General features: G+C 60.4%; 19 protein-coding genes. 9 read left to right on the top strand and 10 right to left on the bottom strand.

All coding sequences use genetic code 11. The features are described from left to right. Positions 1-23 precede the first annotated feature (23 nt). Together KGB29_RS17065 and KGB29_RS17060 are read right to left on the bottom strand one after the other, a co-directional pair. Entirely contained in the window at positions 24-977 is a 954-nt protein-coding gene (locus KGB29_RS17065; protein WP_218543333.1) for a putative 2-dehydropantoate 2-reductase, read from the bottom strand. Then, positions 974-1,360 (bottom strand): thioredoxin family protein, encoded by a 387-nt coding sequence (locus KGB29_RS17060; RefSeq protein WP_218543331.1) that lies wholly within the window; start codon positions 1,358-1,360, stop codon positions 974-976. Before KGB29_RS17060 ends, KGB29_RS17065 begins: the two co-directional genes overlap by 4 nt. On the opposite strand from KGB29_RS17060, the gene KGB29_RS17055 reads away from it, so the two are divergent. Both KGB29_RS17055 and KGB29_RS17050 read left to right on the top strand, forming a co-directional pair. Further along, positions 1,359-1,802 (top strand): PilZ domain-containing protein, encoded by a 444-nt coding sequence (locus KGB29_RS17055; RefSeq protein ID WP_218543329.1) that lies wholly within the window; start codon positions 1,359-1,361, stop codon positions 1,800-1,802. The two genes, KGB29_RS17060 and KGB29_RS17055, sit on opposite strands and share 2 nt — an antisense overlap. A 187-nt stretch (positions 1,803-1,989) precedes the next feature. After that, on the top strand, positions 1,990-3,066 hold the full coding sequence (locus tag KGB29_RS17050) for a 3-deoxy-7-phosphoheptulonate synthase (RefSeq protein ID WP_007973561.1): 1,077 nt from the start codon (positions 1,990-1,992) through the stop codon (positions 3,064-3,066). Between the two features lie 87 nt (positions 3,067-3,153). Here the strand turns inward: KGB29_RS17050 and KGB29_RS17045 are convergent, their stop codons facing one another. Then, on the bottom strand, positions 3,154-3,441 hold the full coding sequence (locus tag KGB29_RS17045) for a GNAT family N-acetyltransferase (RefSeq protein ID WP_007973562.1): 288 nt from the start codon (positions 3,439-3,441) through the stop codon (positions 3,154-3,156). Between the two features lie 638 nt (positions 3,442-4,079). On the opposite strand from KGB29_RS17045, the gene oprI reads away from it, so the two are divergent. Beyond that, positions 4,080-4,331: an outer membrane lipoprotei OprI gene (gene oprI / locus KGB29_RS17040; protein ID WP_003199355.1), complete on the top strand. Its 252-nt coding sequence runs from the start codon at positions 4,080-4,082 to the stop codon at positions 4,329-4,331. Positions 4,332-4,454: 123 nt separating this feature from the next. Here oprI and KGB29_RS17035 read toward each other — a convergent pair whose 3' ends face one another. From KGB29_RS17035 to KGB29_RS17025, 3 genes are all read right to left on the bottom strand, one after another. After that, on the bottom strand, positions 4,455-5,429 hold the full coding sequence (locus tag KGB29_RS17035; RefSeq protein ID WP_154860249.1) for a L,D-transpeptidase family protein: 975 nt from the start codon (positions 5,427-5,429) through the stop codon (positions 4,455-4,457). A gap of 790 nt (positions 5,430-6,219) precedes the next feature. Beyond that, complete coding sequence (locus KGB29_RS17030) at positions 6,220-6,513, bottom strand: hypothetical protein (RefSeq protein WP_003226812.1); 294 nt, start codon at positions 6,511-6,513, stop codon at positions 6,220-6,222. Between the two features lie 56 nt (positions 6,514-6,569). After that, positions 6,570-7,175 (bottom strand): arylesterase, encoded by a 606-nt coding sequence (locus KGB29_RS17025; RefSeq protein WP_154860250.1) that lies wholly within the window; start codon positions 7,173-7,175, stop codon positions 6,570-6,572. 10 nt (positions 7,176-7,185) lie between these two features. Here KGB29_RS17025 and KGB29_RS17020 point away from each other — a divergent pair, with 10 nt between their 5' ends. The 3 genes from KGB29_RS17020 to greB are packed head-to-tail and all read left to right on the top strand — an operon-like array spanning position 7,186 to position 10,905. Continuing rightward, on the top strand, positions 7,186-7,869 hold the full coding sequence (locus KGB29_RS17020) for an ABC transporter ATP-binding protein (protein ID WP_046043370.1): 684 nt from the start codon (positions 7,186-7,188) through the stop codon (positions 7,867-7,869). Further along, positions 7,869-10,373, top strand: a complete 2,505-nt coding sequence (locus KGB29_RS17015) for an ABC transporter permease (protein ID WP_090457083.1) — start codon at positions 7,869-7,871, stop codon at positions 10,371-10,373. The genes KGB29_RS17020 and KGB29_RS17015 overlap by 1 nt, the downstream gene beginning before the upstream one ends. Positions 10,374-10,407: 34 nt before the next feature. Then, a complete protein-coding gene (gene greB / locus KGB29_RS17010) occupies positions 10,408-10,905 on the top strand; it encodes a transcription elongation factor GreB (protein ID WP_057713804.1) in 498 nt (165 codons plus the stop codon). Between the two features lie 3 nt (positions 10,906-10,908). Here the strand turns inward: greB and KGB29_RS17005 are convergent, their stop codons facing one another. The 3 genes from KGB29_RS17005 to KGB29_RS16995 form a co-directional block, all read right to left on the bottom strand. Further along, the gene (locus tag KGB29_RS17005) at positions 10,909-11,217 is read right to left on the bottom strand and encodes a hypothetical protein (RefSeq protein WP_057713803.1); all 309 of its coding nucleotides are present in this window, start codon (positions 11,215-11,217) and stop codon (positions 10,909-10,911) included. A gap of 247 nt (positions 11,218-11,464) precedes the next feature. Next, positions 11,465-11,899 (bottom strand): DoxX family protein, encoded by a 435-nt coding sequence (locus tag KGB29_RS17000; RefSeq protein WP_008049052.1) that lies wholly within the window; start codon positions 11,897-11,899, stop codon positions 11,465-11,467. 103 nt (positions 11,900-12,002) lie between these two features. Next, on the bottom strand, positions 12,003-13,424 hold the full coding sequence (locus tag KGB29_RS16995; protein WP_218543328.1) for a transglycosylase SLT domain-containing protein: 1,422 nt from the start codon (positions 13,422-13,424) through the stop codon (positions 12,003-12,005). Positions 13,425-13,661: 237 nt separating this feature from the next. Here KGB29_RS16995 and KGB29_RS16990 point away from each other — a divergent pair, with 237 nt between their 5' ends. The 3 genes from KGB29_RS16990 to KGB29_RS16980 all read left to right on the top strand — a co-directional run bounded on the left by KGB29_RS16990 (position 13,662) and on the right by KGB29_RS16980 (position 16,728). Then, positions 13,662-14,471, top strand: coding sequence for a TatD family hydrolase (locus KGB29_RS16990; protein WP_218543327.1), 810 nt, complete (start codon positions 13,662-13,664; stop codon positions 14,469-14,471). A 188-nt stretch (positions 14,472-14,659) separates the two neighbouring features. Beyond that, the gene (locus tag KGB29_RS16985; protein WP_218543326.1) at positions 14,660-16,141 is read left to right on the top strand and encodes a methyl-accepting chemotaxis protein; all 1,482 of its coding nucleotides are present in this window, start codon (positions 14,660-14,662) and stop codon (positions 16,139-16,141) included. 221 nt (positions 16,142-16,362) lie between these two features. Then, complete coding sequence (locus KGB29_RS16980; RefSeq protein ID WP_057713798.1) at positions 16,363-16,728, top strand: Mpo1-like protein; 366 nt, start codon at positions 16,363-16,365, stop codon at positions 16,726-16,728. Here KGB29_RS16980 and KGB29_RS16975 read toward each other — a convergent pair whose 3' ends face one another. After that, positions 16,729-17,526, bottom strand: a complete 798-nt coding sequence (locus KGB29_RS16975; protein ID WP_154860256.1) for an acyl-CoA thioesterase — start codon at positions 17,524-17,526, stop codon at positions 16,729-16,731. Positions 17,527-17,857 lie beyond the last annotated feature (331 nt).

Below are 17,857 nucleotides of genomic sequence, written 5' to 3'. Positions count from 1 at the left end.
CCTTCCCCCTCAGGTCGGTCGACTCAGGTGTTGCGTCGATCAATGAAACTCAAACTGCGATACAAGGCCTCGATGCGTGGCATCTCACACCCGGCTGCCTTCGCCGCCGCCAAAGGCCGGGCGTAGATCGCGGCCAGTTCCAGCGGTCGCTTGTGCAAATAATCGTGGTACATGCTCGGCCAGTAGTCGGGCATCTTTTCGGTCACCATGAACAAATGCTCGGCATAGCCTGCCGGTACGTCGTGCCCGCAGGCAACAGCGCCTTGCACCACTTCAGCCATCAGCGCCTTGACCAGCTCGCGGCTGTCGGCATCGGCCATCAACGGTGTAGTGCTCGCCCCCAGCAAAACCGAGAGACCGTTGTAAGGGATATTCCAGACCAGTTTTTGCCAACGCGCCTGATGCAGATTCGCCATGGCCTGGGAATCGAGGCCGGCGCTGCGAAACAGCCCGACGCCCTCCTCGACAATTGCGCTGCGTGCCGGCCCATCGGCGGGACCGCTGTGATAACCCACATGCACCGCGCCCAGCGCCTGATGGTCAATGACGCCCGGCGCCTCGCGATGGACGCAGATGTAGCAGAGCCCTCCAAGCACATGCAGCGAATCGGGGAGCAACGCGCGCAGGCTGTCTTCGACGTCCAGGCCGTTTTGCAACAGCAGTACCTTGGCGTTCGGTGCCGCCGCCTGCAGGATGGCAGGTGCCAGGTCGGCGTTGCTGGTGGTTTTCGCGCCCACCAGCAGCCAATCGCAGGGTGGCATGTCTTGCGCGTCCGAATAGGCCTGCACCGGGTTCAACGTCAGTACACCGTGGGGCGCGCTATCGACTCGCAAGCCATGGTCGGCCACCGCGGAGAACTCGCTGCGTAGCAGAAAATGCACATCAAAACCGGCACGCGCCAGCATCACCCCATAGAAACCGCCGATTGCGCCGGTCCCGATAATGCCGATCGTCGGCCTGGCAACTGCTCCCATCATGGCAACTCCTCTGCTGTTCGACTCAGCGCCTGGCGCACGGCCCGATTGAGCTCGGTGCGGGTCAGGCGCGATTTCAGTGCTCCAAAGAATTCACCGTCGCGAACGACAAACAGCGCCGGCAAGTGAAAAACCTGGTAACGCTCGACCACCCCGCCGTTGTTGCCGGCATCGATCCAGCACAGTCGATCGACTGCCAGGCCGAGTGTCGGCAATTGCTCGCGGGCAAAACGGCAACTGGCGCAGCCGACACTGGTGAAAATGACCAGCGATACACCGCTCATCGCCAGCAGCCGTTGGTCGGCGTCAAAATCGGTCAGTTCCAATTCGACCACTATACTGGGAGGAACAATGTCAGATGGCCGACACATGGAGTCTGTGTTCATGGGACGATTCATTCCTCACCCTGACGATGTGCCCGTCGAATTAACGTTGCTGAAACCTGAGTGTCTTACGCGACGACAGCTGCACACTATCAGTCTCGGGGGCATGGCTTGCAATTATCACCGCGCGTGGCGTCACGGCACGGCGCTGGAGGTACGCATGCCGACCGTGAACCCGGACATGCGCTACCTGGGCTATGTCGCCTGGTGCCTGCGACGCAAGCGCGGTTATCTGGTAGGCATCGCTTTCGTCGATGAACAAACGCTGTTCAGCGCCCGGATGGGCGAACAAGTGTGCCAGATCGAACGCTACTGCCGCCTGCATGAGGCCCACGAAGACTTGCAGGACATCCAGGCCCTGGCCCTCGAATGGGTCCAGGAGCATGCCGACGAGTTCTCTCACGATTCGGTGCGCAAGGCTTTTGCGCAACCGGTGCTGGAATAGAGGCGTTCTTGATCGGTTTGCCCCTCGCGGCAGGGAAACTGACTGCGAAACCCCACCAAACCGGCGTCTGCCCATTGTCGAGCCACGGTGTAACGCGCTAAGGTTCAGCTCCCCGACGCGCTTAATTTGCTGTGCTCCGCCGCGCGGGTTCGCTGGCGGCCGGCACCCGTGACCTGACGAGTAAACGATGGCTGATTTACCGATCAACGACCTAAACGTCGCCTCCAACGAGACACTGATCACTCCCGATCAGCTCAAGCGCGATATTCCCCTGAGCGACGCCGCACTGCGCACCGTCACCAAGGGCCGCGAAGTCATTCGCAACATTCTGGATGGCACCGACCATCGCCTGTTCGTCGTCATCGGGCCTTGCTCGATCCACGACATCAAGGCCGCCCACGAATATGCCGAGCGCCTGAAAGTTCTCGCCGCCGAAGTGTCCGATACCCTGTATCTGGTCATGCGCGTGTACTTCGAAAAGCCACGTACCACCGTCGGCTGGAAAGGCTTGATCAACGACCCGTATCTGGACGACTCGTTCAAGATCCAGGACGGCTTGCACATCGGTCGCCAGTTGCTGCTGGACCTGGCCGAAAAAGGCCTGCCGACCGCCACCGAAGCCCTCGACCCGATCTCCCCGCAATACTTGCAGGACCTGATCAGCTGGTCGGCCATCGGCGCGCGCACCACCGAATCCCAGACTCACCGTGAAATGGCCTCCGGGCTGTCCTCGGCCGTCGGCTTCAAGAACGGCACAGATGGCGGCCTGACCGTGGCGATCAACGCCCTGCAATCGGTTTCCAGCCCGCACCGTTTCCTGGGTATCAACCAGGAAGGTGGCGTGTCGATCGTGACCACCAAGGGCAATGCCTACGGTCACGTGGTGCTGCGCGGCGGCAACGGCAAACCGAACTACGATTCGGTCAGCGTTGCGCTCTGCGAGCAGGCGCTGAACAAGGCGAAGATCAAGCCGAACATCATGGTCGATTGCAGCCACGCCAACTCCAACAAGGATCCGGCCCTGCAACCGCTGGTGATGGAGAACGTCGCCAACCAGATCCTCGAAGGCAACAAGTCGATCATCGGCCTGATGGTTGAAAGCCACTTGAACTGGGGCGCCCAGGCGATCCCGAAAGACCTCGCCGACCTGCAATACGGCGTGTCGATCACCGACGCCTGCATCGACTGGACCGCCACCGAAAACACCTTGCGCAGCATGCATGCCAAGCTCAAGGATGTGCTGCCTAAACGCGATCGCAGCTGATCGCCTGTTTGGCGGCGCAAAAAGCACACACAAAAAAAAACGCCGGGCTGAACCCGGCGTTTTTTTATGTGTTCGTTTTGTTGAAGGTCACTGACTCAGCTTGGCCGCATGCCGCTGGTGACGCTCCATGTAGCGCTCGACGTAGGAGCACGATGGAATGACGGTGTAGCCCATTTCGTCAGCGTACTCCAGCGCCTTCTCGGTCAAGGCTGCCGCAATACCGCGACCACGCAATGCGTTGGGCACGAAGGTGCGATAGATATCCAGGGTCTGTTTCCCCAGATCCATATAGGTCAGATAGGCACGATGACCGTCCACATTGGTCTCGAACTGATGACCAGCCTGGTCATGGTGGATGGACAACGCCTCGCTCATCACTACTCCTCGCGGGTCTGGAATTCCGACCCCTACCTTACCGATGTTTTTCCGGCGAAGGAACATCTACGCCACCCCGTGCCTGAGTGGACACCGAGAAGAGCTGCACCGATCTCGCGCTACCGAGCACGTACAAATAGTAGGCACCATTGGCAGAAATGCTCAAGGTGCGCTCGTCATCGTGCGGGTTGGCGGGTGCTGCTCCGGGTCACGCAGGATTGGCTCGACCGAAGATCACTCCGGGTCGATAGCCTGTACATTGCCGGATGTTGAGACTTAAGACGAGCGCCCGTTGTTAAAGTCACCTGAACATCGAGAAAGATATTGAGAGGCGCCACACAAAAGCCGAACAAAAGTGTAGACGATTCCATGTAGGCGGACTTTAGCCAGACTGAAAAACAGCGCTGTACCACAGGAACTTTTTCTCATTGGCTCGCTCAGCTACGGGCCTTGTAGCTGGATATTTTTTAAACAATTCAGTTAAAAGTTGCTCGAAAAAGAATCAACGCCTACAATTTTTTTTGCTTCTTGCGTCACGTCAGTTTTACTTACTACAAGTAATGGGTAGTATGTACGCCGGCTCTTTCCTCAATCGGAGGAGATAGCTACTTAATAGAAAGTCCTTGAAGGGGAACACGATGAACAACGTTCTGAAATTCTCTGCTCTGGCTCTGGCCGCAGTTCTGGCTACCGGTTGCAGCAGCGCATCGAAAGAAACCGAAGCACGTCTGACCGCTACTGAAGACGCAGCTGCTCGCTCCCAGGCTCGTGCAGACGAAGCTTACCGTAAAGCTGATGAAGCTCTGGCTGCTGCTCAAAAAGCACAACAGACTGCTGACGAAGCTAACGAGCGTGCTCTGCGCATGCTGGACAAAGCTAGCCGCAAGTAATAATCCTTCGGGATTGTTATCAAGCCGACCCATTTTTTGGGTCGGCTTTTTTATTGCCTGGCGTTTCTCCAGGCAATAAAAAACCCGTCGACGCTGTCCGCGCCGACGGGCTCTTTGCCAGCATTACTGCAGCGGGTCGATCGGCATGCTCGATACCATCGGTGCAACGCCGTTGCCCGGCACAGCGATCTCAACCGGCAGGCCGTCTTCAGCGGCGACCACATCACGCACCACATCCCAGTTCATACGCAGGTTGTTGGTGATGTCTTCACGCTTGAGCATCGCATTGATGACTGCGGTGTGCTTGTCGACCACCGACGGGTTGCCCTTGTCGTCCAGCGGCGTATGCGCCTCCAGATAGACCTTGCCGCCACTCAGACCAAACTTGTACGGGTCGTTGATGATCCGCACCGACGTTCCGACCGGCACCATGCCCGCCATTTCCAGCACGTTGTTGTTGAACATGCGGAAGCAACCGTGGCTGGTGCGCATGCCGATACCGAACTTCTTGTTCGAACCGTGGATCAGGTAGCCCGGTGTGCCCAGGGTGAACTTGAACGGCCCCAGCGGGTTGTCAGGGCCGGCCGGCACGACGTTGGGCAGCGGATCACCGTCTGCTGCGTGCTCGGCCTTGATCGAAGCCGGAGGCGTCCAGGTAGGGTTCGGTGTCTTGGCGGTGATGCTGGTGTGGGCAATCGGCGAGCCCCAGCCTTCACGACCGATACCCAGCGGGAACGTGTACACCACGTTCTTGCCTTTCGGGTAGTAGTAGAGGCGGTACTCGGCCAGGTTGATCACGATGCCTTCACGCGGACCTGGTGGCAGGATGAAGCGAGTCGGCAGAATGATTTCCGTACCGGCGCCTGGCAACCAGGCATCGACACCCGGGTTGGCCGCGACCATTTCCGTGTAGCCCAGATCGTAGGCGGTACCAAGGTCGGCGAAGGTATCTTCGTACTTGGCCTTGATCACCTGCACCTGGCCGATGATGTCCTCACCGGGCGGTGGCAGGGGAAGCTCCAATGCTGCGACTGGACCGGCCACAAAGAGGGCGGCAAGAGTCAGGCAGCGGGTGACGGCAGGAAAGCGCGACAACATCCGGAAAATCCTATGCATGATCAACTGAGAGTATAAGAACGCGATTGTACACTGCAGTCCGTTATTTCGGGGAGATCGCCCGATTACAGGCAGTGCAAGGCGATATTGAGATTATCCTCGATCCCGTGTGGGAGCGGGCTTGCTCGCGAAGGCTGTAGGGCAGGCGGTGTGGATTTTTGAGGGTTCCGCCCTTATGGCGGGCTACCTGGAAAAGCCCCCAGTAACCAAGGGCTTTTGCCCCTGACGTTCGGTGCCTCGCTCCGGGGCAAGAAGATCAAAAGCAAAAGCGGCGGCCTGCTGGCCGGGCTGATTACAACTGAACGCGTTTCCCTGTAGGAGCGAGCTTGCTCGCGAAAAACGCCAGGACAACGCGGGCATTCAGGCAGCACGCGTTATCGTTGACGTCCATCGCGAGCAAGCTCGCTCCCACAGAAGAGCAGAGCAAAAGCAGGGCCGCGTACCCCCACGCTCTTCACCACTCATCAGGCCGAGCGTTAGCTCGCCTGCAGCTCTTGATCTTGATCCACCCGCCCCCTCGGAAGGCTGAGCGGAGGTGTTCATCAGGGGGCAGGCGCGCAGCGCCGTTCGACGAAGTCGAACACATCGAGAGGAGGTCGTCGCGAAGCAGACCGGAGGCGATGCGCCCTGATGAATACCGGAGCGAAGGAACCCCGAGCCTTAGCAAGGGGCCGCAAGGGCGAAACCATAAGCCGCCGTTACCGCAGCAACGGATATGTACACGGCCAACAAAAGACAGGTCGGCTCGAAGGCCGCCACGACTCTTGACAGATCAAAGCTCAAACCGCAATTCAGGCCAGATCGGCGACGTCCCCCGCTTCTGCGACTCAAGAATGGCCCGGCACAACGAACACAGCCGCTGGTCCTGAAACACACGGCGATCAACACTCGACCAGCGAGGTTGCGCCGGCAACAGACTGCCGCACAGGGTCCGGTCCGCCGAACCGCCCAACTCCAGCTGACGGGTCACCAGATGCACCCGCACTTCCTGGCAGGCGAACAGATCCAGCTGTTCGTCAGGCTCGATCAGTTGATAGGCAAATAGTGACCAGGCGGGACGCGGCATCGGGGGCTCCAAATCGGGGGCGCCACCTTAGCCGAAAGCCTGCTTCTAGAAAAGTGTCATAACAGTGGTTTTAGAGTAGGCCAGACATTTTCCAGCAACTTGTCCTGAGCCCCGGCCGCCGGGTGTATGCCGTCAGCCTGCATCAAGTCCGGATGACCGCCTACGCCATCGAGGAAAAACGGCACCAGCGGGATCTTTTTCTCTTCGGCCAGGTTGCTGTAGACCTCGGCGAACGCCTTGGTGTAACGCGCACCATAATTGGGTGGCAATTGCATGCCGAGCAGCAACACCTTGGCACCGCTGGCCCGGGAGCTGTCGATCATCGAAGCAAGATTTTGTTGCAATTGAGTTGGCAACATCCCGCGCAGACCATCATTGCCGCCCAACTCGAGGATCACCAGTTCCGGTTTATGCTCTGCAAGCAGCGCGGGCAGGCGCGCCTGGCCTCCGGCACTGGTGTCGCCACTGATGGACGCATTGATCACTTTGTCGTCGAAACCTTCGTGCCTGAGCCGTTGCTCAAGCAGCGACACCCACCCCAGCCGGGTATCCAGCCCGAAACCGGCGCTGATACTATCGCCAACGATCAGGACTGTACCCGCCGCTGCGTTTTGGGCCATGCACATCAAGGCCAGGCCAGCACTCAAAAACCAGACACGCATCGGACTCTCCATGGGCGCAAGCATTCTCATCGCGAAGGACCTTAGCAAAGTGGTTCCCAGCGCGGAAGGTGAACTGACCATCCTGCACCAACTCAGCCTGGAACTGAACAAGGGCGACAGCCTGGCCATCGTCGGCGCTTCCGGCTCCGGCAAGTCCACCTTGCTGGGCCTGCTTGCCGGCCTCGACCTGCCGAGCAGCGGCGAAGTCACACTCGCCGGGCAAGGCCTGAGCAACCTCGATGAAGACCAGCGTGCGCGCATCCGCGCCGAGCACGTGGGTTTTGTCTTTCAATCGTTTCAGCTGCTCGACAGTCTCAATGCCCTGGAAAACGTCATGCTGCCACTGGAGCTCGATGGCCGCAAAGACGCCCGCGAACGCGCCACCCAATTGCTGCAACGGGTGGGGCTGGGCCAACGCCTGACTCACTCGCCGCGCCAGCTCTCCGGAGGCGAGCAACAACGCGTGGCGATTGCCCGAGCGTTTGCCGCCGAGCCCGATGTGCTGTTCGCCGACGAACCGACCGGCAACCTCGACAGCCACACCGGCGAGCGCATCAGCGACTTGCTGTTCGAGCTCAACCAGGAGCGCGGCACGACCCTGGTGCTGGTGACTCACGATGAACGCCTGGCCCATCGCTGCCGGCGCCTGATCCGTCTTGAAGCCGGCCTGCTGGTCGCCCCTCTGGAGCCTTGATGGCACGCCTGCCGCTGTTGCGCCTGTTCAGTCTCGCCATCCGCCAATTACTGCGCGATGCCCGCGCCGGTGAATTGCGCGTGTTGTTTTTCGCCTTGCTGGTGGCCGTGGCCGCCAGCACCGCCATCGGTTACTTTGGCGCGCGCCTGAACGGCGCCATGATGCTGCGCGCTACCGAATTCCTCGGTGCCGACCTGCTGCTCGAAGGCAGTTCGCCTGCGCGCCCCGAACAGATAAGAAGCGGCACCGAACTGGGTCTGGAACACGCTCAAGTGGTGGAGTTCTCCAGCGTCATCGCCACCGACAACAGCATTCAGCTGTCCAGCATCAAGGCGGCCGATGACACCTACCCGCTACGCGGCGAATTGAAAAGCGCGCCCGCCCCCTTTGCCACGCAAATAGTCGGTGGCGGACCGCAACCCGGTGAAGCCTGGGTCGAGGCACGCCTGCTGACCGCCCTGGACCTGAAGATCGGCGACAGCATCGATGTCGGCATGAAAACCCTGAAACTGGCGCGGGTGCTGACTTACGAACCCGATCGAGCCGGCAATTTCTACAGCCTGACACCGCGGGTGCTGATCAACCTCGACGACCTTGCAGCCACCGGCGTGGTGCAGCCCGGCAGCAGGGTCAGCTATCGCGAATTATGGCGAGGCAGCGCTCAGGCACTCGAGACGTATCGGCAACTGATCAAACCGGGGCTTGCCGCCAACCAGCGCTTGCAGGACGCCCGCGACGGTAATCGACAGATCGGTGGCGCCCTGGGCAAAGCCGAACGCTACCTGAACATGGCCAGCCTGGTGGCGGTGTTGCTGTCCGGCGTGGCGGTGGCGCTGTCGGCAACCCGCTTCGCCACCCGACGGTTCGATGCCAGTGCCTTGCTGCGCTGCCTCGGGCTGTCGCGCCGGGAAACCATGGTGCTGTTCAGCCTGCAATTGACTGTGCTCGGGCTGCTGGCCAGCATCAGCGGCGCCCTCCTCGGCTGGCTCGCACAGCTGGGATTGTTTGCCCTGCTGCATGACTTGTTGCCGACCGACGTGCCTCCGGGCGGGCTGTTTCCGGCCATTGCCGGGATCGGCACCGGACTGGTGGCGTTGGCCGGATTCGCCTTGCCGCCACTGGCGGCTCTGGGCCGGGTTCCGCCATTGCGCGTGCTGCGCCGGGATATGCTGCCGATCCCTTCCAGCACCTGGATGGTCTACGGCGCAGCGCTGGGCGCCCTCGCCCTGATCATGTGGCGCCTGAGCCTGGACCTGGTGCTGACCTTTGCCCTGCTCGGCGGCGGCGTGATTGCAGCGTTGGTGCTGGGCGGTTTGTTGTTGCTGCTGTTGAAGAGCCTGCGGCGCATGCTTGCTCGTGCGTCCTTGCCCTGGCGCCTGGGACTGGGCCAACTGCTGCGTCATCCACTCGCTGCCGCGGGCCAGTCCCTGGCGTTCGGCCTGATTCTGCTGTCAATGGCGCTGATTGCGCTGCTGCGCGGCGAGTTGCTGGACACCTGGCAGAACCAGCTGCCGAAAAACGCTCCAAACTACTTCGCGCTGAACATCCTGCCAGCGGACAAACAGGCCTTCACCGATCACCTGATCACCGTATCGGCGCAATCGGCACCGCTGTACCCGGTGGTGCCTGGACGCTTGATCAGCATCAACGGCGAGCCTGTGCAGCAAATCGTCACCAAGGAATCGGCCGGGGACCGGGCGATCCAGCGCGACCTGAGCCTGACCTGGGCCGCGGACCTGCCGTCGGGCAACAAACTCACGGCCGGCAATTGGTGGAACCAACAGATGCCGGACGATGTTCCCGGCGTGTCGGTAGAGGGCAAGGTCGCCGAGAGTTTGAAAATAAAGCTCGGCGACCACCTGGTATTCAGCGTTGGCGGAGTCAATCGCGAGGCGAAGGTCACCAGCCTGCGGGAGATCAACTGGGACAACTTCCAGCCGAACTTCTTCATGATCTTCCAGCCCGGCACCCTCAAGGATCTGCCAGCGACCTACCTGACCAGTTTCTATCTGGCAGCCGGTCACGACCAACAGATTGTCGACCTGTCCCGCGCCTTCCCGGCGGTGACCATCCTGCAAGTCGAAGCCTTGCTGGAGCAACTGCGCAGCATCCTCGCCCAGGTGACCCTGGCGGTGGAGTACGTGTTGTTGTTCGTGTTGGCGGCGGGGATGGCGGTGCTGTTCTCCGGCCTGCAAGCGACGCTGGATGAACGCATTCGCCAGGGTGCGTTGCTGCGTGCGCTGGGGGCGGAGCGGCAATTGCTGGTCAAGGCCCGGCGTATCGAGTTCGGTTTGCTGGGCGCAGTCAGTGGCCTGCTGGCGGCGCTGGGTTCGGAAGTGGTGAGCTGGGTGCTCTACCGCTACGCCTTTGACCTGCCGTGGCATCCACATCCATGGCTGTTGTTGCTCCCACTGGTGGGCGCCGTGCTCATTGGTGGTGCCGGGGTGTTCGGCACCCGTCGGGCATTGAACGCCAGCCCGCTGACAGTTCTGCGCGAGGGTTGATAGACTCCTGCCATCCTCACCACAAGAAGCTGTCATGAGCCGTTACCGCCCTCCCCGCACCGCTGGCACCGCGCTGATCACCCCCGAGGGTGAAGCGCGGATGCGCGCCGAGTTCCATGAGTTGTGGCATGTACGTCGGCCCCAGGTTACCCAGGCTGTCAGCGAAGCCGCGGCCCAGGGTGATCGCTCGGAGAACGCCGAATACACCTATGGCAAAAAGATGCTGCGAGAGATCGACAGCCGCGTGCGTTTTCTCACCAAACGCCTGGAAGCGCTCAAGGTTGTCAGCGAAAAACCCAGCGATCCGAACAAGGTCTATTTCGGCGCCTGGGTCACGATCGAAGACGAGGACGGCAAAGAGTCGCGCTACCGCATTGTCGGGCCGGATGAACTGGACCTCAAACAGGGCCTGATCAGCATCGACTCGCCCCTGGCCCGCGCATTGATCGGCAAGGCACTGGACGCCGAAGTCCGGGTCCAGACACCGACGGGTGAGCAGTGTGTGTACATCGTGGCAATCGAGTACCCGTAAGCGTTAAAGCCGGGTAATCAGCCCTTGCCGGGCAACGCGGGTCAGTTGCCGGATCACTTCAGGCGCATCTTCAAGGCTGGGGGACTGAATCACTGCCAGATCGAAACTGTCGTTGGCGAAACGAGCGAGCGACTCACCGTCTTCGACAAACTGGATCAGGAAGGCAGCGGGACCGCCGGTACGACGTGGCCAGCCATCGAGATAACGCAAGAGCGTCGGCTGATGTTTGCCGCCAAGCAGGATTTTTGGATTGCGCTGGGTCAGGTGTGCCGTGATCGGCGCGGGACGTACAACGGGGTTTAGTGCATTCATTGTGTCGTGTCTCTGCCTCAAAAGTCTGCATGGCAGGTGAGAGGCAACACCGAACCAGCGCTTTAGCGGTATTTCGAAGCCTGTTCCGGCTTCTATCGGCAACTGGATGAGTCACCTGGCGCCCCGCAAGTAGCTGTTTAAATCGGCGCATGAGCAACATCCTAGAGAAGCTGACTGGACAGTGTCAAGAATGACGCTCAACAAAAAAGGCCCGCACAATGCGGGCCTTTTCGTTGAACCAGAGCGGTCAACCGGCGATGGCACGGTCCGCCGAGAGCTTGCCCGCACCTTCGATCAATACCGCGATACTGCCACCGAGCAACGCCAGGGCGAACTCATAACCGTTGTTGGCCATGAACAGACCGTTGCTGATGTGCACCGAAAAAATCGCGACCAGCGACAGGAAGATCAGGCCCAGTGCGGCCGGGCGAACCAGCAAGCCGATGATCAGGGCCAGGCCGGCGAAGAATTCGGTGCCGCCCGCCAGTGCCGCCATCAGGTAACCCGGCGTCAGTCCGATGCTTTCCATGTACTGCGCGGTTCCAGCCAGACCATAGCCACCGAATGCCCCGAAGAGCTTCTGCGAACCGTGAGCGGCGAAAATAATGCCGACCACGATGCGCAGAACGGTCAGGCCGTAGCCAGCGCGTGTAGACAGTACCTTATTGATCAGTGTGCTCATGCTGTTTCATTCCTTGTCAGTGTGTGTTGGTTGGCCGCTATATTAATCAGTAATTCACATTCTAAAAGCGCAAAAAACCCGTCATAACAATCAGATTTGTTGATCATTTGCGTGAGACAACCTTTTGCCCCTGGGGCTCCAACGACTCCCGCTCCCGGTCGAACGCCAAGTAATACTTGTTCACGCTATTAACATAACTGACAGGCCCCATACCCACTTGCTCCATGGCAATGCGTTCGACCTGGAAGAACCACTGGTTGGGATTCAAGCCTCGCCGGCGGGCTTCGGCGCGCATTCCTTGCACCCGCTCCGGCCCGATGTTGTAGGCCGCCAGCACGAAGGCCATGCGTTCGCGCTCGTTGAGTTTCGGACTGGCAAAGAATTTGCGCCGGATCATCGCCAGGTACTTGGCCCCGGCCTGCACATTGCCATCAAGGTCCTGAATATTGTTGACCCCCACCCGCTGCGCCGCAGAAGGCGTGATCTGCATCAGACCGGTGGGGCCACCGCCACTGCGGGCGGCGGGTTGCAGGGATGACTCCTTGAAGGCCAGCGCCGCCAGGTTCAGCCAGTCCATGCCCTGGGCGTCGGCGTGTTTTTGCAACACTGGGCGAAGTTTTTCCAGGCGCTGTCGGTCCGCCTTGGCCAGTGGATAGTGCACTTGATAGAGACGACGATAGATCCGCAGGAACGCGGCGTCCTGATCCGATGGTTTTTTGTAGACGGTGAGGAAGCGATCAATGCTGGCCCGCAGCATCGAGGCATCACGGCGCACGAACCAGAATTCCTCTCCCGGATCACTGACGAGTACCTGTTTGTCGAAACGCAGCCTGGGCAGGATCTTGCCCCAGCGTTCGGCGATCGGTTGCTCGACGATGGTCAGGTGGAAGATCCCGCCCTGCACCATCTCCAGTACATCCTCGACGGCAAGGCTCGGATCGACCCATTCGATTGTGACCGGTGGCAGTTTGTGCAAGGCGAGCTTTTGATTGATCTGGCTGACGGCATCCCCGGCGGCACTGCCTGCGGGTAATGCCAGGGTCTTGCCGGAAAGCTGTTCAAGCCTGGTGTAGCGGCGTTCGCCCTTGATGCCCACCAGGACCAACGGGATGTTGCTGGCAATCGGCTCACTGGTACTGACGGCGAAGCCGGGTTGCAGCTCGAGCAACTCGCCTGGCGCCACCAGATCGCCCTCCCCCCGCTGCAATGCGCCAAGCAGTTGATCCTTGGCCTTGGGAATGATCTTGAGGGTGATTTCCTGACCGTCACGGGCGTGGCCGTTGAGGTATTGCTCGAACGCTCTCAGGCGATGGTACTCGACCCCGATCGCCTGCCCCTGGACTTCACCGGAACTGTTGCGGCTCTGGTTGACCAACACCCGCAGCACACGACTGCTGCGTATTTCCGCAAGGTCGCGCACCTTGCTGGCCGGTACGGCTTGCAACGGCCCGGGCAGACGCGCGACCGCCGTCATCGGCAGTAGCAGCGAACAACACAGCAGTAGCAAAATCGAGGGACGAATCATCCACTCTCCGGAAAGAATATGAGGCCCGCTTCAATGACGAAAACCATCAAGCGCGGCGACAAAAACAGAGCGCCCAAGGCGCTGGCAACGTGCGAAAGACTGGCACAATGATGGCAAAACTACCAACCAGGTCTGGTCCGCGGCTCAAGAGACAGCGTTAACCCGTTGTAGTTCTTGGTTTTTCTTATAAATCCACGGCTCTGATATGCTTTCCGGCCTTTGGGCCGAGGTAGCACCATGCAACTCATCGATATCGGCGTCAACCTGACCAACGCCAGTTTTGCCGACAAACACCAGGCCGTACTTGACCGCGCCTACGCGGCCGGCGTGTGCCAACTGGTGCTGACCGGCACCAGTGTCGAGGGCAGTGAACAGGCCCTTGAGCTGTGCCAGCAACTGGACGAAAGCGCCCAGCGACTGTTCGCCACCGCCGGTATTCACCCTCACTGCGCCAGCGACTGGAACGCCGACAGCGCCCGACGTTTGCGCAGCTTGCTCTTGGAGCCGAATGTGGTGGCCGTGGGCGAATGCGGGCTGGATTTCAACCGTGATTTCTCGCCGCGCCCGCAACAGGAGAAGGTCCTCGAAGAACACCTGGCCATGGCCGTCGAATTGCAGCTGCCGGTTTTTCTGCACGAACGCGACGCCAGCCAGCGTCTGCTGGAAATCCTGCGCGACTTCCGCGACCGACTGCCGGCCGCCGTAGTGCACTGCTTCACTGGAGAGCAGAAGGCACTGTTCAGCTATCTCGACCTGGACTTGCACATCGGCATTACCGGCTGGATCTGTGACGAGCGCCGGGGAACGCATTTGCACCCACTGGTCAAGGAGATCAAGCGCGGACGCCTGATGCTCGAAAGCGATGCACCGTATCTGCTGCCGCGCAGCCTGCGCCCCAAGCCGAAAAACGGGCGAAACGAGCCGGCGTACCTGACCGAAGTGCTGCGCGAAGTAGCACTGCATCGCGGGGAAAGCCAGGAGGATCTGGCGACACACACGACAGCCTGCGCACGAGCGTTTTATCGGCTGCCCACCATCGCCTTGTAAACACTGCCCCTTGTGGGAGCGGGCTTGCTCGCGAAGGGGGACTATCAAACACCATTGATGTCGACTGATACCCTGCTTTCGCGAGCAAGCCCGCTCCCACATTGACGTGTATCAAGGTTCGAATTTCTGAGTAGCGGCACAATGCTGGCACCTTGCCAAAACTGTTTCCGCTATCAGAGAAGACCTCCATGGGTGCCTGGCTTAGCAATATCTCGCTGAAATACAAATTCTGGGCGGTCAACGCTGTCGCCTTCATCACCACGCTTTTGCTGGTGCTGTACGCCGTGCAGCTCGAACAACAGGCCCGCAGTCACGCAGCCCAGGCTTCGGCCCAGGCTCAGGCGCAATTGCTCGAAGCCTGGCCCGCCGGGCAAACGTTGCCCCACGCCGACAACTTGCTTGCGTTCAGCCGAGGACAGGCGCCCACGCTCAATGAGCAACCCGTGCAAGAACTGGCCGACGCCAATGGCTGGGTCGAGATCAACGTGATGCCGCTGTTCGGTGACAATCCGCTGATGGGTGCCGAAGTGTTTACCCGTGCCGACGGCCAGCAGGTCGCCGTGATTGCCCATGGTCCGAGCCTGAGCCAGGTGTTCAGCGAGCGCTTCACCAACTACGCGTCGGCGGTGTTCATCCTGATGCTGGCAATGCTCGGTGCATCGCAGTTATTGATCCGCTTCCTGCTCAGCCAGCTCAACACCTTGAAAGACGTCATGTTGCACGTGGAGAAAACCGGCGACCTGTCGGCCAGCGTGCCATTGGCTTGCAGCGACGAAGTCGGGCAAATGGCCAACGCCTTCAACGCCATGCAGGCCGGTTATCAACGGGTGGTCAACACCGTCGCCAGCACCGCCCGGCAACTGGACATCGGCGCCGCACGGCTGGCGGCCAGCATGAATGAAGTGCGCCACGGCATGCTGGGCCAGCAAAGTGAAACCGATCAGGCCGCCACAGCGATCAATGAAATGACCGCAACGGTCTATCACATCGCTCAACACGCCGGTGCCACCCGTGACCTTTCGCAATCGGCCGATACCCTGGCCGGCAGCGGGCAGGCGGTTGTGACACGGGTGCAGCGGTCGATTGCCGGACTGTCCACCGGCGTCCAGCAGACTGCCGAGATGATTCAACGCCTGGCCGAGGACAGCCAGAAAATCAACGGCGTGGTCAACGTGATTCACAGCATCGCCGAGCAAACCAACCTGTTGGCGCTGAACGCCGCCATCGAAGCGGCCCGGGCCGGCGAGATGGGTCGCGGTTTCGCGGTAGTCGCCGATGAAGTACGCAACCTCGCCAAACGCGTGCAGACCTCCACGGATGAGATCACCCTCATGGTTTCGGCGTTACAGGCCGGCACACGGGACGCCGTGGACTTCATGCAAGAGAGCTCGTTCAAGGCCGACGACTGCGTACAACAGGCCCAAGAGGCCGGCGCGGCATTGGCCGAGATCACCGGAGCGGTGGCGCAGATGCGTGAAAGCAACACGCAGATCGCGGTGGCGGCCGAGCAGCAGAGCCAGGTGGCGGAGGAGATGAACCGGGCGGTGGTGAGCATCCGTGACGTGACCGAGAACACGGTGCAGCAGACGGTGACTTCGGCGATCACCAGCAATGAGCTGGCGGCGTTGGCCGGGGAATTAAGCAAGGCGATAGGTCAGCTCAAACTTTGAGGGCCTCTTCGCGGGCAAGCCCGCTCCCACAGGTGACCGCGTTCTTTCATTGGAATACGGTCAAAATGTAGGAACGGGCTTGCTCGCGAAGGCTTCAGAACTGGCACCATCTATTCCAGTCATGGCACCTATCAAGCCAATAGCCAGCCTTGATTCGCCGCCAGCATAGACCGGGCCTATTCTTAATCACATGTGTTCAACATGGATCGAGGATCGGCATCATGGGCAAACGTCACCCCAACCTACCCGCCTGGCAATGGCGAGCCTACCCGAACAATCATCAGCACCCGACCAATCTGGTGCTGCACCTGATCGCGGTGCCGCTGTTCATCGTGGCATTTCTGCTGATTGTGACCGGGGTGTTCAGCCTGAGCCTGGCAAATATCGCCATCGGCGTAATCGGTGTGATTGCGGCGCTGGCCTTGCAACGCCACGGCCACAACCTGGAGACCCAAGCCTCCGAACCCTTCAGTGATCGCAAGGATGCGGTATCACGCCTGTTGGTCGAGCAGTTCCTGACGTTTCCACGGTTCTTCCTCAGCGGCGGCTGGTGGCGCGCCTGGCGTGAGCGCCACCGCCGTCACTGATCAGGCGAACACAGTCACGGTCTGCCGGCTCATGGCGATCAACCGGCCATCCGCGCTCCACATTTTTGCGGCGGCATGCCCGTAGCCATCGGCGGCGTATTCGGTTTCGACGAGGTATTTGCACCAGTCCAGGGTGCTCAGTTCCAGCAGCGGCTGCACGAATTCGATGGTCCAGGTCAGCGTGCTGCCCATCGCCGGCTTCTTCAAAAACGGCATCAGGGCCGGCGGCCAGGCGTCCACCAGCGCCAGGATATGCGCCTCGCCGATAGCCTCTTCCTTTACGTCGCCGCGCAAACGTACCCAGCCACCCATTTGCCGGGATGTGCTACCGCTGAACGGCAGCCCGCCGACACTCCAGCGCATCGCCAGATGCCGCATGAACTCCGGAATGACGCCTTCGACGAAAGGCAATTCCTGGCATTCGTCCCAGTGCTTCATTTCAGGTGCCGGTTCAGCGGCCACCGCCACTTCCGAAGGTCGCGAGGCGCCGAAGCTGCCCTGGATCAACGTCACCACCTGGCCCTTCTGCATCACCCGGCCCAGCACTTGGCTGACGGCCTTGCCTTCGCGCAGCACCTCGACGTCAAAACTGACCGGCACCTCGGGCTCAACCGGGCCGACAAAGGTGATTGCCAACGAACGCACCGGTCGATCCGCCGGAACCCGGGCGCGCATGGCTTCGTACTGCAAAGCGGCCACCAGGCCACCGAAACTGGCTCGCCCCTGGGCCCATGAGGCCGGGATAGACAGCTCCATCGGCTGGCTGCGGACAGCGTTGAGCAGTTCGGAAAAACGCATGAAAACCTCTGGGAATGGAAAAAGATGAAGGGATCTTAACCATCTGGCGACGTTGATACATCGCCTATTCCGGCCAAATTGACTGACAGATAAGTCGCACAAGGCTCGTGCCGGACATGTAACCTGCAGGAGCGAGCCTGCTCGCGATAGCGCCCGGACAGCCAACATCAATGTTGAATGTCACGACCTCATCGCGAGCAAGCTCGCTTGTATGTTTAGACTTGAAGGGGTGGGCGGGACTAACAGCTCGATTCCGACTCTAGCCAGTACGGACCGTGGGAGACTTCTCGTTCCGCCCTTTCTACCTAAAGCGCCGATAAGGAATTCATCG

The sequence above is a fragment of the Pseudomonas sp. BF-B-30 genome, from assembly GCF_019956305.1.
GTDB classification, from domain to species: Bacteria; Pseudomonadota; Gammaproteobacteria; order Pseudomonadales; family Pseudomonadaceae; genus Aquipseudomonas; species Aquipseudomonas jessenii.
Note: the sequence above shows the minus strand (reverse complement) of the source record. Positions and strands in the feature narration are given on the sequence as shown.